Here is a 24,950-nt window from a genome sequence, read left to right on the forward strand (position 1 = left end):
GAGCATGCGACACGGGTCGCCCGCCACGTCCGGCCCCGCGACCGCTCGCGGAGCAAGCGGACCACACTCCAAACCAGAAACGCCCTCAACCAAGCGCTACTGGTTGGCGTCGAGTGACACGTCGAGCTGCTGGCCGACGTAGAGCGGCACGTCCGCCCGGTCGATGACGTAAATCACCTGCAACACACGCGTGTCCACCCGCTCGGTGTTCCCGCCCGTCAGCGACTTCTTCGGCACCACGTAGGGCTCGACGCGCACGAACGTGAGCGGGAACCGTGTCCCGGGCTCGCCGCGCGGCGCGGCGGTGCCTTTCATTCCCGGTTTGAACCGGCCGATGTCGTTCTCGTCCACGTCCACCCGCACGTTCAACCGCCCGACGGTGCCCAGCACGATGCTCGCCTGCCCCGCCGTGGTGCCGACGTACTCGCCCGGCCGCACGTTCACCTGCAACACCTTGAACTCCACCAGATCGCCCGACGGGATCGGGTCGAGCGTGCGGTCGGCGCCCGGCTTGCGGACCCGCGGGGCCAGCACCTTGAGACGGTCCAGTTCGGTGCGGGTCTGCTCCATCTGGGCCTGAGCCTGCGCGACCGCGGCGCGGCTGACGGCGGCGTCGAACGCCCACGCCCCGGCGCGGCTCAGTTCGAGTTCGGCCTCGGTGCGGCGCAACTGCGCCCGCGCCACGTCCACCGCCATCTGGCGCGTCTCGTAGCTCTCGTTCGACCCGACGCCGCTGTTCAGCTCGCGCCGCGCCCGCTCGAACAATTTCGTCTTGTCGTCGAGGTTGGCTTTGGACTCCACCACCTTCGCTTCGAGCGGCGGCAGTTCTTCCTTTCGGGGCATCGCCTCGAGCTTCGCGAGCTGCGCCTCCGCACTGTCGCGCGCGGCCCGGCGCACCGCGAGTTCGGCGGTCATCTGGCGGTCGTCGAGGTCGAACAGCGGCGCCCCCGCAAGCAGCCGGTCACCGGGCCGGACGTGGACCGCCTTTACCACCCCCGGCACGTGCGTGCCGACCGCAATGTTCTCGGTCTCGGGCTCGACGATGCCGGCGCCGGCCACCTGGCGCCCGAACGGCGACCGCCCCGGATCGACCGGCGGGCTGACCGGCGCCGGCACCTGCTGCGCCTTGGTCATCGACAGGATCGCGAACGAGAACGCCAGCAGCGCGACCGCGGGGAGTAGATACCGTATGAGCATGGGCAACCCTCGGGAGCCGGGCGGAAGTGCGGAAACAGTAACGAACTCGCCGTTAGTGCTCCGCCCTCACACCCGGACTGTTCTTGGTTTCGATCCGCTCGATGCGCCCGTCGGCCATCGACACGATACGGTCGCCGAAGTCGTACACGCGGCTGTCGTGGGTCACGACGATCACCGCCCGATCGGGCTGAACGGCCACCTTCCGGATCAGTTCCATCACCGTGCGCCCGCTGGCGGCGTCGAGGGCCGCCGTCGGCTCGTCGCACACCAGCAGCCGCGGCTCGTGGACCAGCGCGCGGGCGATCGCGACCCGCTGCTGTTGGCCGCCGGAGAGCTGGTTCGGGTAGGAGTCGAGCCGGTTGCCCAGCCCCACCGCGGTGAGCAGTTCCCGGGCCTTCGCCACCGCCTTCGCGCGGCTCCAGCCGGCGATCAGCAGCGGCACGCACGCGTTCTCGGCCGCGGTCAGCGCCGGGAGCAGGTTGTACTGCTGGAACACGAACCCGATGTTGTCCCCGCGGAACCGCACCTTCCGGGCACCGCCCATCCGGGTGAGGTTCTGGCCCAGCACCTCGGTTTGTCCCCGGGTCGCGTCGAGCAGCCCCGCCACCACCGAGATGAGCGTGGTCTTCCCGCACCCGGAGGGACCGACGAGTAGGACGAGTTCGCCATACGGCAGTTCCAGGTCGATGTCGGCGAGCGCGAGCGTTTTCGTGTCGCCGGTGCCGAACTCCTTCGCCACCCCCGAAAGTGCTACGGCGGCATTCCGAACCGCAACATCCGTCATAGCGCCCCCAGTAGTCTCATGCTCCACACATCAATCACAAACCGTTTCTTGCTAACACTTTGCGGCACAATCGCCGCCATACACCTGAGCCGCGTTCCGCACAATTTGGAGCGTTGTGCGGGTTTTGAGGGCGTGATTCGGTGGTAGCGACCAGCCAGCGACCGGGCAGCGAATCAGCAGTCCTGGCCCCAGCGAAGGTCTCGTCCGCGCCCTCTCACCGCTCATCCGTGTGCCGCGGTGTAACCCCCGTTACAATGCCGCGAGCGGTCGGCCCTCATCAAGCCCGGCGGCCCCACTTCGAGCGCGCGGACACTTCACCTAATGACCTGATGTCAGCCGCTCGCGTTCGGCGAGTGGTGGGGTGACGCGAACGGGCATCCCGGGGACTCACCGGAACACCACGGCCGGTTCGAGGAACAGCACCCGCTTGAGGCTCATCGCCGCGGAGGCACTGATGATGACCAGAACCGCACCGGCGGTGATGACCAGCACCTGCCAGGGGAAGTGGAACGCCGGCGGGGCGTTCTTCACCGCCCGCTCGAACACGAACCCGAACAGCGCCGCTCCGCCCACACCCAACCCGTAGCCGATCAGCCCCACCACCAGCGCCTGAAGCATCACCATGCGCACGATCCGCATGTTGCTCACGCCCATCGCCTTCAGCGAGCCGAACTGTTTCAGGTTCTCGACCGTGAACAGGTAGAAGGTCTGCCCAGCGATCGCGCACCCGACGATGAACCCCAGCGCCACCGTGATCCCGAAATTGATCGGGATGCCGGTCCGCTTCAGGTAGTAGCCGATGGTGCTCCAGAAGAACTGGTCGTTGGTCTGCGCCCGCAGGTCGCCGGTCTGGCCCTCGATCCGGGCACACAGCTCTTCGGGGCTCACCCCGTCGTCGGCCTTCGCGAGCACGAAGGTGAGCGTCTTGCGCTCCTGGGGGACGTACTTCACCGCCTGCGAGTACGTGCAGTACAGGATCGGGAACGTCTGGAACGTGGGGCTGCACTTCACCAGCCCCACGATCACTGCCCGCTTGTCGTTCATCTCCAGCGTCTTGCCCGGCACGAACGGCTCGCTGCCGAACAGATACCGCCAGCCGAACTCGTCCATGAACACCGCGTCCGGCTGGCGCAGGTCCTCGAGTTTCCCGACCAGGAGCTTCCCCTGCTCCACCGCGGGCGCGCCGGTCAGCGTCGCGTCGTCCACGCCGATCAGGATCACCTGCTGGAAGTTCCCGTCCGCGAGCCGGGCGCGGCCCAGCCCCTTGTACAGCCGCACCGCCCAGCGGACCCCTTCCACCCCGCGCACCCGGTACAGCGCGTTCTCCGAGAGCGGCTTGGTGTCGTCCACGAACTGCACGTTCTTGTCCATCACCCAGACGTCCGCGCCCTGGATGTCGCGGATCTGGCTCGTCGTGTTCCGCATCAGCCCGCAGAAGATGGCGCTCTGCTGAGCCATCAGGAGCGCGGCGAACGCCACCCCGAACACGATCCCGAGGTACTTGACCCGGTCGCCCAGCAGCATCTTCAGCGCGACCCAGTTCATAGCGTCCTCCGAACACGCCCGGCCGGTGCCGGAACCGGGGTTACAGTTTCTCGACTTGCGGACCGGCGGCGCCGACCGGCGGGGCGTGCCCCAGCGCCGCCAGCGTAAACGCCACCACGTGCTCCGCCACGGCGGTCGCGTCCAGCGCCGCCACCGGTTCCTTGCCGAAAATGAGTTCCGCGACCCGGATGTTCTGGCGGTAGAAGAGGCACTGCCCGATCACGCTGAACCCCGTCATCAGGAGCCGACGTTCGTCGAGATGGGGGAGCAGTTCGCGGAGGATCGCGAGCAGGGCGAACGCGGCCGGCTGGATGAACTCACTGACCACCACGTGCGCCGCCTGCCCGGGGTCGGACATCTCGCGCATCATCAGCTTCATCGCCGACGGGCTGACCGGGGCGCGCATCATCGTGACCATGGCGCCCACAAACACCCGGAGCTTTTCGACCGGAGGCATGTCCGGTGTGATCGGAACGTCGTCCATCCGCCCGGCGCAGGCGTGCGCGCGTTTGACCGCCTCGATGTACAGTTGTTCCTTGCCACCGAAATAGTAGTTGATCGCCGCAATGTTCGCCCCTGCGGCCTGGCAAATCTCGCGCACGGTCGCGGCTTTGAACCCGCGCTCGGCGAACACCTCTTGCGCCGCGGCCAGCACCCGCTCGTAGGCTCCGGACTCGTCTGCCGGCGGTAAGGAGGCATCACTCATGGCGGCACAAAACAAACGCTTGTTTCAATCGACTGCTTCAAAGATAACAAACGTTTGTTTCAAGTCAACAATTGGGTCCGAAAAAAGGCCGCGCGCACCGAGTTGGGACTTCAACCCGGTGCCCTCATCCGGACCGCGCTCGTAACCGGGTTGCCCACAGCTACATCAATTTCACAGAGATAATGCCGCCGAACCGGGAGGAAGAGATGAACGTTCTGGTCACCGCCGGGAACACGCAAACCCCCGTCGATCGGGTGCGCTGCATCACCAACATCTTTTCGGGCCGTACCGGCGCACAGATCGCTGCGACGGCCTTCGACCGCGGACACGTCGTCACGCTGCTCACATCGCACCCGGAGGTGCTCGAAACGATCGGCGGGGCGCGCCCACGAGTCGCGCCCGATTGGTCCGTCCGGAGTTACCGCACCTTTGACGACTTGGAACGGCTGATGGCCGCGGAAATCACCTCCGGGCGCTACGAGGCGGTGGTTCACGCTGCCGCCGTGAGCGACTTCCACGTTGCGGGCGTGTTCAGCTATCGAGAGGGCCAGTTCGAGGACGTGTCGGCCGGGAAGGTGAAGAGTTCGCACCCGGAGTTGTGGCTCAAGCTGGTGCCGGCTCCGAAACTGGTCGATAAGGTGCGCGGTGAGTGGAGGTTCGGCGGACTATTAATGAAATTCAAGCTGGAGGTTGGAGTTTCGGAGTCCGAATTGCTAGACATTGCCGAGCGATCGCGCGTGCAATCGGGTGCCGACCTGATGACGGCCAACACGCTGGACGGCATGCACGACTGGGCCTTCGTCGGCGCCGGCACGGGGGGCTACAGCAAGGTGCCCCGTGCAGAACTATCCGCACGCATTTTGGAGCGAATGGAAAAGAAATAGGATTGCTCGCGGAACGGGATCGCAGTTGCTAAAGTGGGCTTAATCCCTCGGCGCCCGTCAATCCCCGTTGCTATTATGGTTGTCACTTCGGAAGACCAAATGCCCCACGTCCTCGTTGTGAACGCCGGTTCCTCGAACGTCAAGTTTGCGGTGTTCCGTGCGGGCGCGGCGCTCCAGGAGGTCGCCCGCGGAAAGGTCGAAGGCGCCGACTCCGCGGCCGCAGTTCTGGAACAACTGGAAGAGCGGGGGGCGCTGGGCGACCTCGTGGGCGTGGGGCACCGGCTGGTCCACGGCGGCCCGCGGCACACGGCCCCGGCCCTCGTCACGCCGGAACTGGTGCGCGACTTGGAGGAGTTAAAGGCGCTCGACCCGACGCACCTCCCCGCCGAACTGGGACTAATCGATGCGGTCGCGAAGCGGTGGCCGGGGGTGCCGCAGGTCGCGTGCTTCGACACCGCGTTCCACCGCGACCTGCCGGCCGTCGCGCGCACCCTGCCCATTCCGCGGCGGTACCTGGACCAGGGGGTGCGGCGGTACGGCTTCCACGGCATTTCCTACGAGTACCTCCTTGCGGAACTCGTGCGTGTCGCGGGTGCGGAAGTGGCACACGGGCGTGTCATTTTCGCACACCTCGGGTCGGGTTCGAGCCTGGCGGCGGTGCGAAACGGCACATGCGTGGACACGACGATGGGCTTCACCCCGGCCGGCGGTCTGGTGATGGGCACCCGCACCGGGGACCTCGACCCCGGCGTGCTGGTTCACCTCCTGCGGTCCGAGGGCCTGAACGCGGAGCGACTCGACACCCTGGTGAACCGCGAGTCCGGGCTCCGCGGGCTGTCGGGGACGAGTTCGGACCTCCGCGAACTGCTGACGAACGAGGCCGCCGACCCCCGCGCGGCGGAGGCGGTAGCGGTGTACTGCTACCAGGTGCGGAAGTGGATCGGGGCGATGGCGGCGGCGCTGGGCGGGCTGGATACACTGGTCTTCTCCGGGGGGATCGGCGAGAACTCGCCCGATGTCCGGGCGCGCATCTGCGCGGGGCTGAGCTTCTTCGGCGTGCAGCTTGCTACGGAAGCCAACGCCGCCGGCGCGCCGATCATCTCCTCCGACATCGCCCCGGTCGTCGTTCGGGTGATCCCGACGGACGAAGAGGTGATGATCGCCCGCACGGTGCAGCGCCTGTCGAACGCAACCCCGCCCGACGAAGGAACCCGCGAATGGCCGAACCGATCCCGGACGCCCTGCTGAACCGGATGGACGCCTACTGGCGCGCCGCGAACTACCTGTCGGTCGGCCAGATCTATCTGCTCGACAACCCGCTGCTCCGGGAGCCGCTCCGCAAGGAGCACGTCAAGCCGCGCCTCCTGGGGCACTGGGGCACCACCCCGGGGCTGAACTTCATTTACGTCCACCTGAACCGGGCCATCCGGCAGCACGACCTGAACGTGCTGTACGTGTGCGGGCCGGGGCACGGCGGCCCGGGGATCGTGGCGAACGTGTACCTCGAGGGCACGTACACCGAGGTGTACCCGCACATCGGGCCGGACGCCGCGGGCCTGAAGAAGCTGTTCAAGCAGTTCAGCTTCCCGGGCGGCATCCCGAGCCACGTCGCCCCGGAAACGCCGGGCAGCATCCACGAGGGCGGCGAACTCGGCTACGCCCTGTCGCACGCCTACGGCGCGGTGTTCGACAACCCGGACCTGATCGCCGCGTGCGTGGTGGGCGACGGCGAGGCCGAAACCGGCCCGCTCGCGACCGGGTGGCACTCGAACAAGTTCCTGAACCCGGTGCGCGACGGCGCGGTGCTGCCGATCCTGCACCTGAACGGGTACAAGATCGCCAACCCGTGCTTCATGGCCCGCATGCCCGAGGACGAACTCCGCAAGCTGTTCGAGGGGTACGGGTACGCGCCCCATTTTGTGTCCGGCGAGGACCCGCTCCCCACCCACCGGCAGATGGCCGCGGCGGTTGACGCGTGCGTGGCCGAGATCAAACGGATTCAGGCCGACGCGCGGGCGAACGGGTTCCGCACGCGGCCGCAGTGGCCGATGATCGTTCTGCGCACCCCGAAGGGGTGGACGTGCCCCAAGGAGATCGACGGGAAGCGGTGCGAGGGGTCGTGGCGGAGCCACCAGGTGCCGATGAGCGAGGCCGGCACCGAGAGCCACCTCCGCGTGCTCGAAGGGTGGATGAAATCGTACCGCCCCGAGGAGCTGTTCGACGCCGCCGGGACGTTCAAGCCCGAACTGGCCGAGCTGGCCCCGCGGGGCACGAAGCGGATGGGCGCCAACCCGCACGCCAACGGCGGCCGGCTCCTGGTCGACCTCAAGCTCCCCGACTTCCGCGACTACGCGGTGAAGGTGGCGCACCCCGGCGCCGAAACCGCCGAATCGACCCGCGTGCAGGGCAAGTACCTGCGCGACGTGATGAAGCTCAACCTGGAGGCGCAGAACTTCCGGCTCTTCTCGCCCGACGAACTCGCGTCCAACCGCTGGCAGGACGTGCTCGAAGTCACCGACCGGTGCTACACGGCGGAGATCGTCCCGGGCGACGACCACCTCTCGCCGGACGGGCGCGTGCTGGAGGTGCTGAGCGAGCACCAGTGCCAGGGCTGGCTGGAGGGCTACCTGCTCACCGGGCGGCACGGGTTCTTTAGCTGCTACGAGGCGTTCATCCACATCGTGGACTCGATGTTCAACCAGCACGCCAAGTGGCTGAAGGTGTGCAACCACATCGAGTGGCGGAGGCCGGTCGCGAGCCTCAACTACCTCCTCAGCTCGCACGTGTGGCGCCAGGACCACAACGGGTTCAGCCACCAGGACCCCGGGTTCATCGACCACGTGATGAACAAGAAGGCCGAGGTGATTCGCGTCTACCTGCCGCCCGACGCGAACTGCCTGCTGAGCGTCACCGACCACTGTTTGCGGAGCCGCGACTACGTAAACGTGGTGATCGCCGGGAAGCAGCCCGGGCCGCAGTGGCTCGACATGACCTCCGCCGTGCAGCACTGCGCCGAGGGGCTGGGGGTCTGGGAGTGGGCGTCGAGCGCGGGGGCCGCCGAGCCGGACGTGGTCCTCGCGTGCTGCGGCGACGTGCCGACGCTCGAGGTGGTCGCGGCCGCGGACCTGCTGCGCCGGCACCTGCCGGACCTCAAGGTGCGCGTGGTGAACGTGGTGGACCTGATGAAGCTCCAGCCCCCGAAGGAGCACCCGCACGGGCTCAGCGACGCCGCGTTCGACCGCCTGTTCACGAAAGACAAGCCGGTCATCTTCAACTTCCACGGCTACCCGTGGCTGATCCACCGGCTGACGTACCGCCGGACGAACCACAACAACATCCACGTCCGCGGGTACAAGGAAGAGGGCACGACCACCACGCCGTTCGACATGTGCGTGCTCAACGAGATCGACCGGTTCAAGCTGGTGATCGACGTGATCGAGCGCACCCCCGGTCTCGCGGCGCGTGCGGGGCACGTGAAGGAGCTGATGGACGCCAAACACAAGGCGCACCGCGCGTACGTCACCGAGCACGGGATCGACATGCCCGAGGTGAGCGGTTGGGAGTGGGGTCAGCGCGGGAAGGTGCCCCGCGGTTCGAGCGATACCGCCGCGGACAACGCCTGAGCCGCGGGTGCGGCCGGCATCGCGAGATGCCGGCCGCTACCCGTTGTCGGCTAATTTCCGGCGTAAAATGCCGCGAGGGCGAGCGTGCCGAGGCCGTAGAAGGTGTACTCCACGTCGGTGTGCTCGTCCCACAGTCCGCCGCGGAACCCGCCGATCGGCCGCTCGCACTCCTCCGCGTACCGCTGCACGGCCTCCCAGTCCAGCTTGTCCGCGTGCCCCAGTTGGTCCAGCGTCCACCCGCCGGTGAAGGTCGAGAGCAGGTCCGCCGCCGGGATGCGGTCGTTCGCCCGCAACCCGCCCTCGAACGGCGACGGCAGCGCAGACAGGAAGGTCGCGGTCTCGGCCTTCGCGCTGTCGTCCAGTTCGCCCAAGATCTGAAGCACCCCGACGCCCGCGGCGGTCGGGTTGGTGCCGCTCCGCTTCATCGCGGAGATTTCCACATACCCGCCGTCGGACCGGCGCCGCGACTGTACGAACGCCGCCAGCCTCTCCGGCTCGGGGCACGGGCGCCCGAGCAGTTGCAGGCACAGCGTCACCAGGAAGCTCGTGTAGGTGCTCCCGTACAGCGCCGCCGGCGTCTTCCCGTACCCGCCGTCCGGGCTGCGGAACGTTTCCAGCGTCGCGGCCACGCGGTCGCGCCAGTCGGGCGGGGCGTCGGCCAGCACGTCCGGCCCGCCGCCGAGCGGCACCAGGTAGCAGCTCACCACGAGCGAGAAGAAATCGACCACCCCCGCGGTGCCGGTCATCTTGGTGCGCAGGAAGTTGGCGGTGCTGCCGCACACCTGCGGGTTGAGGGCCTGAAGAACCGCCAGCGAGCGCAGCGCGAAACCGGTGTAGTACAGGTCGGACCCGCCCTCGCGCCCGGAAAACCCGCCGTCCGGGTTTTGCGCGTCGAGCAGGTATTGAACGTTCCGCGCGCGCTGCTCCTCGGGCAACCGCTCGATGCCATCGAGCAGTCGCGTCGTGAGTCGGGTGAGGTACGGTTCGGGTTCGTCGGGCATTAGTGGCGTCTCAAGTCGTGGGGTCACAAGTCGTAAAGTCGCCGGCCCTGTTCGATGGACGTTACAACTTGCGGCCTCACGACTTGAGATCTGGTTCCGCGTTACGCTTCCATTTTCGCCCGCACGTCCGGCGGGATCTCCAGCGACTCGATCTGGTCGGGGCCGGCCGCGCGGCAGAACACCGCGGTCATCCGCCCCACGGCGATCGGCTCGCCGCGCTGGTTCGTGAAGTCGAACCGGTACGCCACGGACTTCTTGCCGAGTTTCTCCAGCGCCACCGCGATCGTGAGCACGTCGGCGAACTTCGCGGGTTTGGCGTAGTCGCAGCTCGCGGACACCCGCGGGAACCCCCACTTCACGCCGCCCTCCAGCCAGCTCACCGAGAGCCCCCGGGCGTTGAGGAAGTCGGTTTCGGCAACCTCCATGAAGCGGAAGAAGTTCGAGAAGTGCATGATGCCGGCCATGTCGGTGTCACCGAACTCGACCCGGCGCGTGGTGGTGAATGTGGTCATGCCGTGATCGGAGCAGAGGTGCGGACGAACTGGTTCAGGAGCGTGACGGTGTGGGCGGCCATCGCCTCGGCGGTGAACCGCTCGCGGAGCGCGGCGAGCCCGGCGGCCCCGCAGCGGGCGCGGAACTCGTGGTCGCTCAGCACCCGCGACAGGCCGTCGGCGAGCGCGCCCACGGAGCCGGGGTCGACGAGCAGCCCGCCGCCGGTCGCCTCGATCAGTTCGGGGAACGTCCCGTGCGCGGGCAGCACCACCGGCACCCCGTTCGCCCACGCCTCGAGGACGTACAGCCCCTTCGGCTCGCGGTACACGGTGGGCACGCACAGCACATCAATGGAACGCATGAAGCGGACCTTGTCGTCGTGCCCCGGGCTCTCGACGTGCTCGAAGTCGCCCCGCAGCCCCGCGGCGTCGAGGCGCTTGAGCTGATCGTCGAAGTAGGCCCGGTTGTTCGCACCGAGCCAGCCGCTCGCTTTCAGCTTCACCTCCGGCGCGCCGGGGCGCTGGCGCAGCGTGATGAACGCTTCCACGGCGCGGTGGAACCCTTTCTCGGGGCAGATCCGCGCGAAGTAGCCGATCGTGAGCGGGCGGGCGCCGCGCGGGTCCGGGGCGCCGCCGTGCCCCGCGAGGTTGATCCCGGGGTGCGCCACGTGCATGCGCTCCCGCGGCAGCCCGATGTACGCCGCCATGTGGTCGGCGTAGTAGTGGCTCGTGCTGATGTAGCCGTCCACCGACCGGCCGTTCTCGCGGATCAGCTCGAAGCACCGCTTGCGGTCGCGTTCGGGCAGTTCGTCGAGGAAGATGTCGTCCCCCTGGAGGGTGACCAGTACCGGCACCCCCAGTTGGCGCTTCACCTCGGGGATGACGCCCGACAGCAGCGCGTTGGTGAACAGCACCACGTCGGGCTTCTCGTCGCGGAGGAACTCGACGAGCTTGGCGACCTCCTTGGCCTGGTGCCCGTGCGCGCCCTGCAACATGGAAATGGTAATGTCGCCGAGTTCACTGTACTTCGTGCGCACCGCGAACCGGGAGACGAACTTGAGCAGCCAGCGGAAGTTGAACAGCCGGTCGAGGACCCGCGGGGTGTGGCGGAACAGCCAGAACTTCTGTTCCAGGTAGACGTTCACGCCGCCGAAGAACACCTTCTGCTGCGAGGCGTCGGCCTCGTCAACTTTGATGGGGGTGTAGGTGGGGATCAGCAGCGCGTCGTGCCCGAGCTTGCGCAGGGCGGTGACGAGTGCGTTGTCGCGCATGCAACTGCCGCAGTACATGCCCGCGGCGCCGGCGGTGATGAACGCGATGCGCATGGTGAATCGCCCGCCCTGGTTCCGACCCGGTTGTCTTACACCACATACCGGCCCGCGGCGAACGGCTTTCGACTTGTAACTCGGGCCTTGAAGCGCGCGCGCGGACGTGTTAGTGTGCTGACGCCGGGGCGTGCCATTCAAACTTGTACGCAAGCCCCGGTGATACTCTCCCATCCCATTTGTTCGTTCGAGCCTGTTATGACTTCTCTCTCCCGCTCGCGGCGTGGCTTCACGCTCATTGAGCTGCTCGTCGTCATTGCGATCATCGCGATCCTGATCGGCCTGCTGCTGCCGGCCGTTCAGAAGGTCCGCGAGGCCGCCGCCCGGATGAAGTGCCAGAACAACCTCAAGCAGATCGGCCTGGCCTGCCACGGCTACCACGACGTCCAGAGTGCGTTACCGCACGGCTCGATCCTCGACCTCACCCAGGCGTCGCCCACCATCACCCACCGGCAGCACTCGAACTGGGCGATCGCGATCCTCCCGTACGTGGAACAGGGGGCACTCGGCCAACTGATCGCCGCCGTTCAGCGGGACAACGGGGCGGGCATGCCCCGGGACGATTACAACGACGCGAACGCCGCCCAGGCGTTCGTTCAGCAGTACCTGCCGCTGTACGTGTGCCCGAGCGACCCGAACGCAAATAAGGTGCTGGAGCCGGAGTCCAAGGCGGGCAACGACCCGGCCGGGCGGAAGTTCATGACCGGGTCGTACCGCGGCGTGGCCGGGGTCGGTGACCCGGCCGCGAACTACTACTGGGATTGCCCGAACCCGGGCCTGCCGGCCTCCAACCTGAAGGGGCCGCTCCACGTCCAGAGTCGTGCCCTCGGCCTCAAGGGGGAAACGATCACCGGGATCACCGACGGCACGTCGAACACGCTCATGGTGGGCGAGTACACCACCCGCACCCGCGAGCGCCGGGCCACGTTCTGGGCGCGGGCGTACACGTCGTACAGCATGGGGTCGGCGGTGCCCGGCCAGCCGCGGTGCCTGATCGACGATTACGAACGGTGCCTCGCGATCGGCGGCACCGGCGGCGAGAACCCGTGCAAGCGGGCGTTCGGCAGCCCGCACACCGGGGTCATCAACTTCCTCCAGTGCGACGGCTCGGTTCGCGGCGTGAACACGTCGGTCGACACGAACACCGTGTTCCCCGGCCTGTGCACGATCGCGGGCGGCGAAATCGTTCAGCTCAACTGACGCAACCACCACACTCGCCAGAGGAGGCAACGATGCGTCAGTTGGTGTTCGGCCTGTGCGCGGCCGCGGTGCTCGGCGCCGTCGGGTGCGGGGGCGGCGGCCCGGTGTCGGTGTCCGGGGTGGTCACACTCGACGGCCAGCCCGTGGAAGGCGCGAGCGTGTCCTTCACCCCCGACGCCGGTGACGGCGGCGGGGTGGGCGGCTCCTACGGCAAAACCGACGCCCAGGGCAAGTACGCGCTCAAGACGGTTATCGGGGATCGCGGCGGTGCGGCGCCGGGGAAGCACAAGGTGACCATCAGTCTGTCGAAGCCTGACCCGAAGAACCCAGAGGGGGCCGAGAAGAACCTGATCCCGGCCAAGTACAACACCAAGAGCGATTTGACCTTCGACGTGCCCACGAGCGGCACCGATAAGGCGGACTTCGTGCTGACGAAGTAACGCACACGGCCGGAGACGTGCGAACGAGGCGGCGTGAGTGCCGGGCAACGATGCCCGGCACTCACGCCGCCTCGTTCGTCGCCTGATACGCGATTCGGCCGGCGGTCGATGCAGTTCACGCCCGCGGTGCCTCCAGATCGTTGATCGTCGTCAGTACATCGCGGGCCAGGATTTTCACTCGCACCGTTGCCGCGGGCTCCGGCGTCGGGGACAATGCCGCACACTTCCCCACGGGAGACGCAACATGAAGCTCGGGATGAACCTGCTCCTCTGGACCGGCGAGGTCACCAGCGAGCATTTTCCCCTCTTAGCCAGACTCAAGGCGGCGGGCTTCGATGGAGTCGAGTTGCCGGTGTTTGGCGGCGCCCCTGCGGAGTACAAGCCGATCCGCGCCGAACTCGACCGGCTCGGGCTGAAATGCACCACCGTCACCGTCTTAACGAGGGAAACCAACGCGATCAGCCCCGCCCCCGCGACCCGGCAGAGGGCCGTCGAGTGGCTGAAAACGGTGGTCGAGATCAACCACGTTTTGGGCGCCGAAACCGTGTGCGGGCCGTTCCACTCCGCACTCGGCGAGTTCTCGGGCGCCGGCCCCACCGCCGACGAGAAGAAGCGGTCCGCGGACGTGCTCCGTGAGGTCGCGGAGTTCGCCAAGTCGGCGAACCTCACGATGGCGGTCGAGTACCTGAACCGGTTCGAGTGCTACCTCATCACCACCGCGGCGCAGGCGGTCGAGTTGGTGAAGGCCGTCGACCACCCGAACCTGCGGACGATGTACGACAGCTTCCACGCGCACATTGAGGAGAAGGACCCGGCGGCGGCGATCCGGACCGTCGCGCCGGTGCTGGCGCACGTCCACATCAGCGAGAACGACCGCGGCACGCCCGGGTCCGGGCAGGTGAACTGGGACGACACGTTCACCACGCTGGGCGAAGTCGGCTACGACGGCTGGATGACGATCGAGGCGTTCGGCCGGGCGCTGCCGGACCTGGCCGCCGCCACGAAGGTGTGGCGGGATCTGTTCCCGACACCTGAAGACGTGTACACGAAGGGGATCAAATTCATCCGGGAGCAGTTGGGCGGAAAGAGCACGCGCGTCGGGTGAGTCCGCGTGTGCGGGCCGTAGCGAACCCATCGGATGCCCCGCCCCGCGAGCCCGCGTGACGCCTCGCGCGGGCGCCGTTCGTTGCCGGATCACCCCCTTGCCCGCCGATGTAGGATGCGACGCCCGCCCGCAGCGGTCGGGGCGGCCTGGAGGTGCAAAATGCGACGGGCATTACGATACGCGGCGGTTGCGGCGAGCGGGCTGACTCTAACGGTTGCGACGGCCGCTCCGCCGGCCCCCACCACCGCCGCCCCGGTGGAGCAGCCCGCGGCCCAGTCGGCGGTGCCGTGGGCCAACAAGTTCTTCCTCCCGAACGCCGCGACCGACCGCGACCAGGCGGCGCCCGCGGTCATCACCCACAACTTCGGCGAGGTGCCGCACGGCACGCTGTGCGTCCACAAGTTCACGATCACGAACATCTACAACGTGCCCATGCGGGTCACGGACGTGCGCAAGGGCTGCACGTGCCTGGACTACATCCCGATGACCAAGACGCTCGAGCCCAACGAGACGGCCGAGTTCACGGTCACGATGAACACCGGGAAGTTCGTGGGGTCGAACTCCCAGAACTTCTACGTCACGTTCGGGCCGAAGTTCGTGTCTACTGCGGTGCTGCGTGTGTCCGCGACCAGCCGCACCGACGTGAGCGTGTCGCCGGGCGCGGTCAGCTTCGGGACGGTGCCGAAGGGGACGCGGTTGAGCCAGTCGGTCCAGGTGAAGTACGCGGGCCGCGCCCGCGACTGGAAGATCACCGAGGCGGTCGCGGGGAACCACCCGTTCGACGTGCGGGTGACCGAGACTTCGCGGGGCGGCCCGCTCCGCGGCGGGGCCGAGTTCCAGGTGGACGTGACGCTGAGCGCGAACGCGCCCGCGGGGCCGCTCTCCGAGCAGATCACGCTCAGGACGAACGACACCTCGAACCCCCTGATCCAGCTCGCGGTGACGGGAACCGTGATCGCGCCGCTGGAGCTGAACCCCGGGAAGGTGCGGTTCGAGGTGAAGCCCGGCGAGTCCGCAACGCAGCGGGTGCTGGTGCGGGCCGCTAAACCGTTCAAGGTGGCGGCGGTGGACGGCGCCGGCGACGGGATCACGGTCGAGCTGCCCGCAACGCCCGCGGCGCTGCCGGTGCAGGTGATTGTGGTGAAATTCGAGCCGAAGAAGCCCGGCACGGTGGCACGCCAGCTCCGCATCAGCACCGACCAGCCGGGCGAATCGTCCGCGCTGCTGTCGGTCGAAGCCACGGGCACCAGCCCCGAGAAGGAAGAAGGCTCCAAGTAAAGCTGCGGAATATTGTCCAGTGCTTCACGGCGGCGGGCAGACGAAGCGGATCACACCGGCTCTTCTGCCCGCCCCTCTCGCCATTACGCCCCCTCGCAGCCGCCGCTCGTGCGTTTCTCGGACCGCGTCAGTACCGCAGGATGAAATCGATCGTGAACCGGTAGCGGAAGAGGTCCTTCGGCCCCGCGAACGGGATCTCGAACGCGCCACCGAACTGCGCGTGCTCGTTCAGCTTCACGCGCCCGCCGAGGGCACCCGTCAGCAGCCCGTGCTTGGCCTGCCCGCCGAAGTTGATCAGGTCCCGCCCCTCGCTCCCGATGGTCGTCGTGGTGCCGCGGGTCGTGGTCAGGAACCAGTTCAGCTCGGCCAGCGGGTAGAAATGGTGCTTGTTCAGGATGTCGAAGTCCAGGTGCGCGGACAGCCAGTAATAATCGCTCCGCTCGCTGTTCGTGGCGAACGAGTAGCCGGTGGTGATGATGCTGTTGAAGCTCCCGAGCCGCATGTCGCGGAGGAAGTTCTGGCCGTAGGTCACGTACGGCACGAGCGACAGCGACCCGGTGTCCTGGAACGCGCCCGACGAGCCGACCGGCAACTGGAACTGCAACCCGCCGGCCACCAGCGCGCCGTTCTCCTCGCCGCGGTAGAAGGTGTACTTCGGCCCGAGCCAAAGTTCCGCGAACCCGGTTTCGTCGCCGAACCGGGAGTTGCCGTCGGGGTTCACCGTGATGCCGCCGAACTTGTGGAACACCAGCGACCAGCGGTCCGTGAACGCCACCCGCCCCTGCGCGCCGAAGAACGTGATGTGCCCGCCGCGGAAGTCCCGCTGGTCGGTCGGCACCTTCTGGTAAATGAACAGCGGGCGAAGCTCGGTTATCGACCGGGGGTCCTCCGCGAGGAACGGGTTACTGACCGGCGAGATGAACCCGTCGAACATGTGGTCGCCGCGGAACCACCCGCCGTTGCGGCTCCCGAACACGCCCTCCAGCGCGTCCCCGAACTTCCACGACGACCGCTTCGGCGCCGGCAGCTTCTCGTCCTTACCCTTGTCCTTCAGATCCGAGCGCTTCGTGAGGAACTCGTTCACCGTGTCGGCCGTCGGCGTGGTGTACGCGGTCCGCGCGAGCGCCTTATCAACGAGCGCAGCGGGGACGGCCACCGCAGATTCGTCGGGCGCGGGGGTGCCGAACGTCGCGGCCACGACCGGGGCGCCGAACGCGGCCCCGCGACGGGGCTGGGGGTTAACGGGAGCGTCCACGAACCCGGTGGGCGTAAGGCTCGCCTCCGGCGCGACGCCAACCACCGCCACCGGCGCGCCGAGTACCGGAGCCGGCCGCGCGGCGCTGTGCGCGGACCGAATCGGCGTCGAGCCGAGAGCCTCGGGCGGCGGCAGCGGCTCGAGTGGGCCGAGTGGCTGCGCGCCGGCCGGGCTCGCGGTCCCGACCGCCACCAACGTCAGCGCGACCCACACCGCACGGGGCATGTCCGACCTCCCGTCTCAGTCAGTGAGGAGTGAGGAATAAGGAAACCAACAACCTTGACCTTGCGAGGTTCGAAGCGCCCTTGGCCCCAACTCCTCACCTGTCCGCTCCTCACCGACTTCTGGCCCGCCCGATGGAGATCGGGCACCTCTTACAATCGGCCGAATCGGTCGATCCGGTTGAATGCCTTCACCAGGAAATAACGACCAACTCGGCAAAGTCGCGAATATAAACCGGTTACGGACGCGCCGGTGCGGCGCTCTGGACCAGATTTTGAGGGGAAATCAATGAAGCGGCGCACGGCGGTTCTGTTGCTCGCGGCGGTCGTGGCCGCGGGACTGCTCGGGGGCTTCGCGTCGGGCTGGTGGTCCGGCGGGCACGAGACCGTGGCGGCGGCCGCGGCGGCGCGACTGCCGGACGGGGTGCCGGAGTTCTTCCGGAACGGGGGCAAGCACCTCGCCCACTTCTCCGGCGATCCCGACCGCTGGAAGAACCGCGAGATGACGTTCCTCCGGCGCGCCGAGGAGGGCAACCACTTCCTCGACCTCGAAGACCTGGACGGCAAGAAGTACCCCGCCACGCACCGCTACGACGGGCTGAAGATGGTCTACGGCGAACTGAAGAAGGAGCCGAACAAGGTCGGGACGCTACCTTACGCGATCGTGGAGTACTACGAGAAACTGACGGTGGGCTTCTACGACCACCGCAAGGCGCCCAAGGACACGTCGGTGCCGATGAAGTGCCTGGTGTACGGGGGCACGCTGGCGCACTACACCGGCGACGCCGCGATGCCGCTCCACACCACCCGCGACTTCGACGGGCGCAACCAGCCGGACGGCACCGTCAAGCAGAAGGGCATCCACGCCAAGGTCGACGGCTTCCCCGAGAAGAACAAGATCACCCCCGAGGAGGTGTGCCGCGGGTTGGAAGCGAAGAAGATCGACAACGTCTGGGAGCACGTGAACACGTTCATCGCGGAGTCGCACACCCACATCGCCAAGTGCTACGAGTTCGACGCCGCCGGCGCGCTCGACAAGCCGACCGACGAGAGCCGCGAGTTCATCCTGGGGCGGGTGCGGGCGGGCGCCCAACTGACCCTCGACCTGTGGTACACCGCGTGGCTCCGCAGCGAGAAACTCCCCAACCACTGGTGAGCGTGCGGTTCGGACACGAAGGGGCTTCGAGAATTGTGTCCGCTTCGGAGCGCGGGCGACCAGTTACTCGGGACCCGACAGTGATTTGCGCACGGAAAGGCCGTTAACTTCGACTATCGGCTTCGCCCCCTTACCCTTCCGGCAGCGGCGCGGCGCCGGGCGGGGGCGTTCCGTGCCCGGCCTTCACGTAATCCGCTCGCAACGCGGCGTACTCCTCGGGGGTGAGTGCGTCGAGTGTGTCTTCGGGCACCTCGACGCACGACGCGCACCCGCCCGCGGGCGGGGCGTGTTGCCGGAAGATCTGCTTCAAGAACGGAATGCACCACCCGCACCCGGTCCCGGCGCCCCCGCACATCGAGAGCTGACTCGGCACCTTCGGCGCGTTATGTTTCACCCAGTTCACGAGCTTCCGGCGCGAGACGTGGAAACAGTAACAGACTTTGTCGTCGAGATTCATTAGTGCCGCCCGAATAGCCCGGTAGGATCGCCCCGGTACGCTCTTATTATCCGCGGTGCGGGCCGCGGGCCGCAACGGAAAGCGTGATCGTATGGAACGGCCGGTGCTGCTGTGCGGGCTCGGGCGGGTCGGGTGGCGCGTCCTCGAATCGCTCCGCGCCGCCGGGCTGCCGGTCGTCGTGATCGACCTCAAGACCGAACCCGACGACCCGCGCCTCTGCGGCGCGACGGTGCTCAAGGGCGACTGCCGCCGGCACGAGTTGCTCGAACGGGCCGGGGTCAAAGAGGCCCGCGGGATCGTCATCGTGACGTCCGACGACCTGGTGAACATCTCGACGGCGCTGCTGGCCCGCAAGCTGAACCCGACCGCCCGGGTCGTCGTCCGGATGTTCAACCAGAACCTCATCACCCGGTTCGGCGGGGCGGTGAAGAACACCGTCGCACTGAGCGTCTCCGCGCTAATCGCCCCGGTCATGGCGCTGACCGCGGTCACCGGCGACGCGCTCGGCGCGTTCCGGCTGGGGGACGGCCCCCGGCAGATCTCGGAACTGCTTGTCACGGACGATTCGGAACTCGCGGGGCGGCCGGTCGCGGACCTCGCACTCCAGCACGGGTTCGCGCCGCTGGTGCTCACCCCCGCCGCCGGCAGCCCCGTTTTCCTCCACGCCGTCAGCGGCCAGCGTGTGCTGTCGCCCGGGGACCGGCTCACCGTCACCGGCCGACCGGCCGACATCCAGCGCCTGGTTCAGCGGCTCCGCGGCGACCGGTTCGCGGGTGTTCAGTGGGCCGGCGCACTGCGCCGGTGGCTCCGCACCGCCCGGCGCACCCTTCTGGAAGTGGACCTGGCGGTCAAGATCATCACCCCGGTGCTGTTCGGTACGCTGTTCGCCAGTACGCTCGTGTTCCGCTACGGGCTCGACACCGCGTGGGGCGACGGGCTGTACCAGACGGTCAGCATCATCGCGACCGGGGGCGACCTGCACGGCGAGAACCGGCCCGAGTGGGCGAAGGTGTTCATCAGCGTGCTGAAGCTGGCCGGCGCCGCCCTCATCGCCGGGTTCACGGCCATCCTGACGAACTACCTCATCCGGGCGCGGCTGAAGGGCGCCCTGGAGGTGCGCCACGTCCCGGACGGGGGCCACATCGTCGTCTGCGGGCTGGGGAACGTGGGTTACCGGCTGGTGCAGGAGCTGATCGCGATGAACGAGCGCGTCGTCGCGATCGACAAGGTCGCCGACGGGCAGTTCCACGACACGGTGCGACGGATGGGGGTGCCGGTGTTCGTGGGCGACGCGACCGTGCCGGAGGTGCTCGCGCAGACCCGCGCCGGCGCCGCGAAGGCCGTGATTGCGGCCACCGACAGCGAGCTGGGCAACATCGAGGTCGCGCTGCTGGTGCGCGAGATGAACGCGAAACAGCGGGTGGTGGTGCGGCTCACGGAACCGGAGTTCGCGGACGCGGTGCGCGAGGCCGCCGACATCCGGAACGCGATCTCGGCCCCGGCGCTGGCAGCCCCGGCGTTCGTGTCGGCCCTCTACGGCGACAGCGTTCAGGCACTGGTGCCCGTGGCCGGGCGGACGCTGGTGGTCGTCGATCTGGTCGTCAACGACGCCGACGACCACCTGAACGGCGCGTCGCTCCGCGCGTTCGTGCTCGACCACGACCTGCTCCCGATCGCGCTCTCGGGGCGCGACCTCGCCGACGCCCGCGGGTACCGGCTGAAGGTCGGGGACAAGCTGACGGTGGTGGCCGAGCTGCCCGACTACGAGCGGCTGCTGCGGTTCCAGCAGCCGCCGACGAACCACCGCGTGGTGGCGGAGTCGTGGCCGGCGACGGCGCGGGACGCGCTGGTGCCGCTGGTGTGCGTGAGCCGGCAGTGTTCGCGCGAGGAGGCGACGGCGCTGCTGCACGGCGGCGCGTTCACCGTGGCGGACGGGCTCACGTTCGGCGCGGCCCGCGAGCTGATCGAGTTGCTGGAGCGAGAGAAAGCCAAGGCGCGGCTCGTGTAACGGCGGGCGCGTCCTTACACGAGGGCGCGCACCGCCGCGCCGAGCAACAGCTTCGCCTTCGCGACCTTGCTCACCTCGGGCCGGCGCGCCCACACGTCGTACCCCTGCCGCTCGATCGCGTCCAGGATCGCTTCGCCGCCGCGGATGAACAAATCCACGTCCACGCGGGCCGCGCGCGGCAGCAGCGGAAGCAGTGCGGCCCCCCGCGCGAAGTAGCCGCGGGCGCGAGACACCTCGAACCGCATCAGTTCAAGGAACTGTGGCGTACACCGCCGCGCGTCGAGGTCTTCGTCGGAGTAGCCGAACCGCGCGCGGTCCTCCGCCGGGAGGTACACTCGGCCGATGTCGAGGTCGCGCGCCACGTCCTGCCAGAAGTTCGCCAACTGGAGCCCGGTGCAGACCTCGTCCGACAGCGCGGCCCGCTCGGCGTCGAAGCACTCGAACAGCCGCAGCACGAGGTGCCCCACCGGGTTCGCGGAGTTCGCGCAGTAACCCGCCAGTTGCTCGAACGTGTCGTACCGCTTCACCCGCTGGTCCTGCTCGAACGCCACGAGCAGCGCGAGGAACGGGTCCGGTGGGATGTCGAAGCGCCGAACGGTCTCGCGGAGGGCGAGCATCACGGGATGGCGCGGCTCGCCCTCGTAACAAGACATCAGCTCCCGGCGCCACCACGCGATGAGGTCGAGAGCGGTTTGCCCGCCGGCGGTCTCGTCGGCGAGGTCGTCGGACCAGCGGCAGTAGGCGTACACCGCGTGGAAGTGTTTGACGAGGCGCCGCGGCAGCAGCAGCGACACGACGGTGAAGTTCTCGTAGTGCGACCGGGCGACGCCCGCGCAGTACGCGCGGGCGTCGCTGAGGCGTAGCGCGGCGGGGGCGCCCGGCCCCCACCGCGCCAGCTCGCGTGCAAAATCCCAGGTCATTACTTCTTCGCTTCCAAAATGCGGATCTGCGTACAGAGCCCGAACTTCAGCCCGTCGAGGTCGTACTCAGTTTCGGCATAGAACGCCCGGAACCCCTTTTCGGGCGCGGTCACCGTGGCCGGGAACTTCGCGGCCTTATCCTCGGCCCAGCGGGCCTTGCGGAAGTCGCGCGTTTCGGCCTCCGCCACCCAGACCCGCATCGCGACGGGCTTGGCGGCGGAGGTCACTTCGAGCCGGCACACGCCGGCCTTCTCGTCACACACCCACGACAGCTCTGGCATCTTCTGGTCGAACACCTGGCAGCGGCCGAACGCGGCCAGCGTGGCCACCGCCCGCATCGGGAGCAGCTCCTTCTTCCCGTCGGCGTCGACCTCGCGCAGGTCGTGGCCGGCGTTGGGCACGTACAGCACCCACTTGTCGCCCTTCAGGTCGCCCCAGTAGGAGTTAAGCGCGTCCAGCGGCCAGTACGGGTCGTTCGCCCCGTTGATGATCATCTTCGGCAGCGTGAGCTTCTCGCGGTACACCCACGGGTCCACCATCTGCCACAACTTCTTCGCCTCCGGCGTGTCCGGGATCGGCACCAGCTTGCGCTCGGTGTAGTCCTTGATCATCTCGCTCGGCTTGCCGAACGCCGTGACCTGGTTCTTCATCTGCACCGGCATGTTCAGGGTGTCGATGACGATGGGCGCGATGGCCTTCACGCGCGGGTCGCCGGTGGCGGCCGTCAGCCACGAGGTCCACCCGCGCTTGGACGCGCCGGTCACCACGAACGACTTCACCTCCGTCTTCCACTCCTCCTTCGCGAACGCCTGTAGCGCGTCCATCGCCCGGACGACGCTCTTGACCATCGGGAACAGCAGCGGCCAGGAGCCGTCCTTCGTGTCGAGGTACCGCACGAACGTCTCGGCGATCAGCGTGTCCTCGACTTTGCCCTCGAACAGCGGCTGTTTCGGCACCCCGTACAGGAACGCGACCGGGGCTTTAACCCCCGTCGCGATCTGGAGCCCCAGGACGCCGGACCCGGCGTTGGGCCGGCCGCCCTGGTTCCATAGCACCATCGTGGCCTGCGGCTTCGCCCCCTTCGGCACGAACACCTGTAGCTTGTGCTCCCACTTGATGCTCTGCCACGTCTGCGACACGAGGTCGAGTTCGTACACGGTGCCGGTGTCCGTGTCCTTCTTGTCCGCGAGCTTCCAGGAAAACGAGTCGTCCTTCTTGGTCACGTAATCGACCAGTTCGGTGGGCGGGGCCGGCACGTCCGGGGCCGCGGCGCCGAGGGCCGGGGTGACGAGCAGACCGAACAGCGTGAGCAGTCGCAAGTGAGGTCTCCGTGAGAGTGTGGTCCGGTCACTTCTTGGGCCGGGCGGGAACCGCCCACACCAATGCCGTTGTATCCAGGTGCCCGGAAATCAGCCTGGTGCCGTCCGGGGTGAACCGCAGAACGTGCGTGAACCGGTTCCCTGGTCGCTCCCAACCGGTCACCGGCAGCCGGTACCCGCCGAACCACTCGGCGGTCGCCGCGTCGTAGAACTCGAGTTGATCGGCGGCGGCAACCGCCAGCGTCCGCCCGTCCGGCGACAGGGCCGCTGCGCCGTACTGAGCGATGGGCACCGTGGCGGTCACGCGCCAGATCGGCGTCGATACCACGACCGCCGCGTACTTCGCCACACCGTCCTCCATGCGGTGCGTCACCAGCGTGAACCACTTGCCGTCGTCCGAGAAGTGCCCCGACAGCAGGAGAGAATGCCCGGGCACTTTGGCGTCGGCGAGGAGGTTCTTGTCCGGGGAGCCGAGGGCCACCACGCCGCCCCGTCCGTACCCCACTTCGGCAATAAATTGCGCTCCAGGAGAGAGTTCTCCCCAGTCGCTTTGCCGCGGGTCGGTCAGGCGGGCCACGTTCACGCGCGCCGCGGTCGCGGTGTCCCACGTCGTCAAGAGGCCCGAATCATCCGCGGTTGCCCCGCGGCTCAGGCCGTGAAGCGTTTTCCCATCGGCAGACAGCCGAATTGACACCACGCCCCCTTGTCCGCCCTCCTTCAGATCGACAACGAACCGACCCGCGATCTTGCCGGCCAGCGCGTCATATCGCGTGACCTCTCCCGGCCCTGGCCCCGGCAGGTACAGATGCTTCCCGTTGGGCGCAAACACCAGATACGGAGCGCTCGACCATTGCGCGGCCGTGCGCCACACCTCTTTCCCGGTCGCAGTATCCCAGACGCACACCCGGCTATCGAGGCCGCGAGTCGCGATCAACTTGCCGTCGGGCGATACGCCGAGACCGTTCACGTAACCGTTATGACCATCGTCCTGCGTGCGGAAAAGCGGTTTCCCCGTCGCCGCGTCCCACCTCATGAGCATGTGCCCGTTGTGCGCGACCAGTACCTTGCCATCAGGAGTGAGCCGGGCCGGAACGTCTTGAAGACCGCCGCCGGACGCAACGACGTCGAACGCGCGCACCGCTTGACCCGCAGCCGGGTCCCACCAAGTGATCCCCTTTAAATCGCCCACGAGCAGCGTTTTGCCGTCCGGCGCATAGGCGGCCCACCGCCCACCAGGTGGCCCTTTGAAGCCGTCCCGCAACTTGCCCGTGAGCGGATCGATCGCGCGCCACTCGCTTTTGCCACCGTCCAGATAAACGCGTGCGACGAGTACCTGCCCCGCCGAATCGAGTGCGAATGTGCCCGCAAGCCAGTCGCTCAGTTGGTGATCCGCAAGCGTTCGCCCTGAGGCCGTGTCCCAAAGGACAACCTTTCTGCCGACGACGCCGGCCGCCCGCTTCCCGTCACCGGAGAAGTTGACGGCTTCGAAGTACCCATCCCCGCCGCCCAGCGCCGTCGCCTGCCCGGACTGGATGTCACACAGAAGTACGGAGGAGACGCCCGAACTTGCGGTGGTGAGGATCAGCTTCGAGCCGTCCGGGGAGAAGCGGAACAGCCGCGGGCGACCGGCCGCGAACTCGGCCAGGCACTTCGGCTTCGACTCACCATCGACCGGTGCCTCCCAGACGGACAGTTTGTCTTGAGAACAGACCGCGACCAGCCGACCGTCGGGCGACACCTGTGGGTAGCTGGCGATCGCAACGGGTTCGGGAAGCGGCAGGAACAGCGGCTCCTCGCTGGATTCCCGGGTCGCACGCCAGCGCCGCACCTCGGCCAGCATTCCGGCGGTAACGACAGTGCCGTCCTTCTCGATCCCGAATCCCGAGATCGGCGCCCGACCCCGGACCGTGCCGAACCGCATCCGCGCCCCGTCCGGCAGCGGGTCACCGTACCGGTCCTTCTTCCCCGGCGGATCGGCCGCCGGTACAGCACCGCACAGCACGGCAACGCCGATGAACACACCGAATACCCGCAT

Annotated in this window: 21 protein-coding genes; 9 read left to right on the forward strand and 12 right to left on the reverse strand. The window is 67.9% G+C overall.

Annotation, left to right across the window (positions count from 1 at the left end; genetic code table 11):
- Positions 1–96: 96 nt before the first annotated feature.
- From GobsT_RS25755 to GobsT_RS25770, 4 genes are all read right to left on the reverse strand, one after another.
- A complete protein-coding gene (locus GobsT_RS25755) occupies positions 97–1,197 on the reverse strand; it encodes an HlyD family secretion protein (RefSeq protein ID WP_010048861.1) in 1,101 nt (366 codons plus the stop codon).
- Between the two features lie 52 nt (positions 1,198–1,249).
- A complete protein-coding gene (locus GobsT_RS25760) occupies positions 1,250–1,981 on the reverse strand; it encodes an ABC transporter ATP-binding protein (RefSeq protein ID WP_029601249.1) in 732 nt (243 codons plus the stop codon).
- 387 nt (positions 1,982–2,368) lie between these two features.
- The gene (locus GobsT_RS25765) at positions 2,369–3,526 is read right to left on the reverse strand and encodes an ABC transporter permease (protein WP_010048858.1); all 1,158 of its coding nucleotides are present in this window, start codon (positions 3,524–3,526) and stop codon (positions 2,369–2,371) included.
- A 40-nt stretch (positions 3,527–3,566) separates the two neighbouring features.
- On the reverse strand, positions 3,567–4,232 hold the full coding sequence (locus tag GobsT_RS25770) for a CerR family C-terminal domain-containing protein (protein WP_033199780.1): 666 nt from the start codon (positions 4,230–4,232) through the stop codon (positions 3,567–3,569).
- Between the two features lie 206 nt (positions 4,233–4,438).
- Here GobsT_RS25770 and GobsT_RS25775 point away from each other — a divergent pair, with 206 nt between their 5' ends.
- The 3 genes from GobsT_RS25775 to GobsT_RS25785 all read left to right on the forward strand — a co-directional run bounded on the left by GobsT_RS25775 (position 4,439) and on the right by GobsT_RS25785 (position 8,739).
- Positions 4,439–5,116, forward strand: coding sequence for a phosphopantothenoylcysteine decarboxylase domain-containing protein (locus GobsT_RS25775; RefSeq protein ID WP_109571469.1), 678 nt, complete (start codon positions 4,439–4,441; stop codon positions 5,114–5,116).
- 99 nt (positions 5,117–5,215) lie between these two features.
- Positions 5,216–6,364 (forward strand): acetate/propionate family kinase, encoded by a 1,149-nt coding sequence (locus GobsT_RS25780; protein ID WP_010048855.1) that lies wholly within the window; start codon positions 5,216–5,218, stop codon positions 6,362–6,364.
- Positions 6,334–8,739, forward strand: a complete 2,406-nt coding sequence (locus GobsT_RS25785) for a phosphoketolase family protein (protein WP_010048854.1) — start codon at positions 6,334–6,336, stop codon at positions 8,737–8,739. Before GobsT_RS25780 ends, GobsT_RS25785 begins: the two co-directional genes overlap by 31 nt.
- 50 nt (positions 8,740–8,789) lie before the next feature.
- Here GobsT_RS25785 and GobsT_RS25790 read toward each other — a convergent pair whose 3' ends face one another.
- The 3 genes from GobsT_RS25790 to GobsT_RS25800 all read right to left on the reverse strand — a co-directional run bounded on the left by GobsT_RS25790 (position 8,790) and on the right by GobsT_RS25800 (position 11,556).
- Entirely contained in the window at positions 8,790–9,740 is a 951-nt protein-coding gene (locus GobsT_RS25790) for a prenyltransferase/squalene oxidase repeat-containing protein (RefSeq protein ID WP_010050752.1), read from the reverse strand.
- Between the two features lie 101 nt (positions 9,741–9,841).
- A complete protein-coding gene (locus GobsT_RS25795) occupies positions 9,842–10,252 on the reverse strand; it encodes an acyl-CoA thioesterase (RefSeq protein ID WP_010050750.1) in 411 nt (136 codons plus the stop codon).
- Complete coding sequence (locus GobsT_RS25800) at positions 10,249–11,556, reverse strand: glycosyltransferase family 4 protein (protein ID WP_010050748.1); 1,308 nt, start codon at positions 11,554–11,556, stop codon at positions 10,249–10,251. The genes GobsT_RS25795 and GobsT_RS25800 overlap by 4 nt, the downstream gene beginning before the upstream one ends.
- 198 nt (positions 11,557–11,754) lie before the next feature.
- On the opposite strand from GobsT_RS25800, the gene GobsT_RS25805 reads away from it, so the two are divergent.
- From GobsT_RS25805 to GobsT_RS25820, 4 genes are all read left to right on the forward strand, one after another.
- Positions 11,755–12,756 (forward strand): DUF1559 domain-containing protein, encoded by a 1,002-nt coding sequence (locus GobsT_RS25805; protein WP_010050747.1) that lies wholly within the window; start codon positions 11,755–11,757, stop codon positions 12,754–12,756.
- Positions 12,757–12,788: 32 nt separating this feature from the next.
- Complete coding sequence (locus GobsT_RS25810; protein WP_010050744.1) at positions 12,789–13,196, forward strand: hypothetical protein; 408 nt, start codon at positions 12,789–12,791, stop codon at positions 13,194–13,196.
- Positions 13,197–13,440: 244 nt separating this feature from the next.
- Positions 13,441–14,301, forward strand: coding sequence for a sugar phosphate isomerase/epimerase family protein (locus GobsT_RS25815; RefSeq protein ID WP_010035810.1), 861 nt, complete (start codon positions 13,441–13,443; stop codon positions 14,299–14,301).
- A 159-nt stretch (positions 14,302–14,460) separates the two neighbouring features.
- Complete coding sequence (locus tag GobsT_RS25820; RefSeq protein ID WP_010035804.1) at positions 14,461–15,579, forward strand: DUF1573 domain-containing protein; 1,119 nt, start codon at positions 14,461–14,463, stop codon at positions 15,577–15,579.
- Between the two features lie 127 nt (positions 15,580–15,706).
- Here the strand turns inward: GobsT_RS25820 and GobsT_RS25825 are convergent, their stop codons facing one another.
- Positions 15,707–17,059 (reverse strand): hypothetical protein, encoded by a 1,353-nt coding sequence (locus GobsT_RS25825; protein ID WP_010035798.1) that lies wholly within the window; start codon positions 17,057–17,059, stop codon positions 15,707–15,709.
- Between the two features lie 285 nt (positions 17,060–17,344).
- Here GobsT_RS25825 and GobsT_RS25830 point away from each other — a divergent pair, with 285 nt between their 5' ends.
- The gene (locus GobsT_RS25830) at positions 17,345–18,211 is read left to right on the forward strand and encodes a phospholipase C/P1 nuclease family protein (RefSeq protein ID WP_010035795.1); all 867 of its coding nucleotides are present in this window, start codon (positions 17,345–17,347) and stop codon (positions 18,209–18,211) included.
- Positions 18,212–18,341: 130 nt separating this feature from the next.
- Here the strand turns inward: GobsT_RS25830 and GobsT_RS25835 are convergent, their stop codons facing one another.
- A complete protein-coding gene (locus GobsT_RS25835) occupies positions 18,342–18,668 on the reverse strand; it encodes a (2Fe-2S)-binding protein (protein ID WP_010035793.1) in 327 nt (108 codons plus the stop codon).
- 91 nt (positions 18,669–18,759) lie between these two features.
- On the opposite strand from GobsT_RS25835, the gene GobsT_RS25840 reads away from it, so the two are divergent.
- Positions 18,760–20,676 (forward strand): NAD-binding protein, encoded by a 1,917-nt coding sequence (locus tag GobsT_RS25840; RefSeq protein WP_010035790.1) that lies wholly within the window; start codon positions 18,760–18,762, stop codon positions 20,674–20,676.
- Positions 20,677–20,690: 14 nt separating this feature from the next.
- On the opposite strand, the gene hpnC is transcribed toward GobsT_RS25840, so the two are convergent.
- Genes hpnC through GobsT_RS25855 form a run of 3 tightly spaced genes read right to left on the reverse strand, consistent with a single transcriptional unit; the run spans position 20,691 to position 24,950 of the window.
- Positions 20,691–21,596, reverse strand: a complete 906-nt coding sequence (hpnC, locus tag GobsT_RS25845; RefSeq protein ID WP_010035789.1) for a squalene synthase HpnC — start codon at positions 21,594–21,596, stop codon at positions 20,691–20,693.
- Complete coding sequence (locus GobsT_RS25850) at positions 21,596–22,915, reverse strand: PhoPQ-activated pathogenicity-related family protein (RefSeq protein ID WP_010035788.1); 1,320 nt, start codon at positions 22,913–22,915, stop codon at positions 21,596–21,598. Before GobsT_RS25850 ends, hpnC begins: the two co-directional genes overlap by 1 nt.
- A gap of 28 nt (positions 22,916–22,943) precedes the next feature.
- Positions 22,944–24,950 (reverse strand): WD40 repeat domain-containing protein, encoded by a 2,007-nt coding sequence (locus GobsT_RS25855; RefSeq protein WP_010035787.1) that lies wholly within the window; start codon positions 24,948–24,950, stop codon positions 22,944–22,946.

It is taken from the genome of Gemmata obscuriglobus (genome assembly GCF_008065095.1).
Lineage (GTDB): Bacteria > Planctomycetota > Planctomycetia > Gemmatales > Gemmataceae > Gemmata > Gemmata obscuriglobus.

Bases quoted from the DNA above. Each gene is read 5' to 3' on its own strand.
- GobsT_RS25855 (WP_010035787.1), bottom strand. From the start codon at position 24,950: ATGCGGGTATTCGGTGTGTTCATCGGCGTTGCCGTGCTGTGCGGTGCT.
- GobsT_RS25830 (WP_010035795.1), top strand. From the start codon at position 17,345: ATGAAGCGGCGCACGGCGGTTCTGTTGCTCGCGGCGGTCGTGGCCGCG.
- GobsT_RS25840 (WP_010035790.1), top strand. From the start codon at position 18,760: ATGGAACGGCCGGTGCTGCTGTGCGGGCTCGGGCGGGTCGGGTGGCGC.
- GobsT_RS25775 (WP_109571469.1), top strand. From the start codon at position 4,439: ATGAACGTTCTGGTCACCGCCGGGAACACGCAAACCCCCGTCGATCGG.
- hpnC (WP_010035789.1), bottom strand. From the start codon at position 21,596: ATGACCTGGGATTTTGCACGCGAGCTGGCGCGGTGGGGGCCGGGCGCC.
- GobsT_RS25835 (WP_010035793.1), bottom strand. From the start codon at position 18,668: ATGAATCTCGACGACAAAGTCTGTTACTGTTTCCACGTCTCGCGCCGG.
- GobsT_RS25780 (WP_010048855.1), top strand. From the start codon at position 5,216: ATGCCCCACGTCCTCGTTGTGAACGCCGGTTCCTCGAACGTCAAGTTT.
- GobsT_RS25825 (WP_010035798.1), bottom strand. From the start codon at position 17,059: ATGCCCCGTGCGGTGTGGGTCGCGCTGACGTTGGTGGCGGTCGGGACC.
- GobsT_RS25785 (WP_010048854.1), top strand. From the start codon at position 6,334: ATGGCCGAACCGATCCCGGACGCCCTGCTGAACCGGATGGACGCCTAC.
- GobsT_RS25815 (WP_010035810.1), top strand. From the start codon at position 13,441: ATGAAGCTCGGGATGAACCTGCTCCTCTGGACCGGCGAGGTCACCAGC.
- GobsT_RS25805 (WP_010050747.1), top strand. From the start codon at position 11,755: ATGACTTCTCTCTCCCGCTCGCGGCGTGGCTTCACGCTCATTGAGCTG.
- GobsT_RS25810 (WP_010050744.1), top strand. From the start codon at position 12,789: ATGCGTCAGTTGGTGTTCGGCCTGTGCGCGGCCGCGGTGCTCGGCGCC.
- GobsT_RS25770 (WP_033199780.1), bottom strand. From the start codon at position 4,232: ATGAGTGATGCCTCCTTACCGCCGGCAGACGAGTCCGGAGCCTACGAG.
- GobsT_RS25795 (WP_010050750.1), bottom strand. From the start codon at position 10,252: ATGACCACATTCACCACCACGCGCCGGGTCGAGTTCGGTGACACCGAC.
- GobsT_RS25800 (WP_010050748.1), bottom strand. From the start codon at position 11,556: ATGCGCATCGCGTTCATCACCGCCGGCGCCGCGGGCATGTACTGCGGC.
- GobsT_RS25755 (WP_010048861.1), bottom strand. From the start codon at position 1,197: ATGCTCATACGGTATCTACTCCCCGCGGTCGCGCTGCTGGCGTTCTCG.
- GobsT_RS25765 (WP_010048858.1), bottom strand. From the start codon at position 3,526: ATGAACTGGGTCGCGCTGAAGATGCTGCTGGGCGACCGGGTCAAGTAC.
- GobsT_RS25820 (WP_010035804.1), top strand. From the start codon at position 14,461: ATGCGACGGGCATTACGATACGCGGCGGTTGCGGCGAGCGGGCTGACT.
- GobsT_RS25760 (WP_029601249.1), bottom strand. From the start codon at position 1,981: ATGACGGATGTTGCGGTTCGGAATGCCGCCGTAGCACTTTCGGGGGTG.
- GobsT_RS25790 (WP_010050752.1), bottom strand. From the start codon at position 9,740: ATGCCCGACGAACCCGAACCGTACCTCACCCGACTCACGACGCGACTG.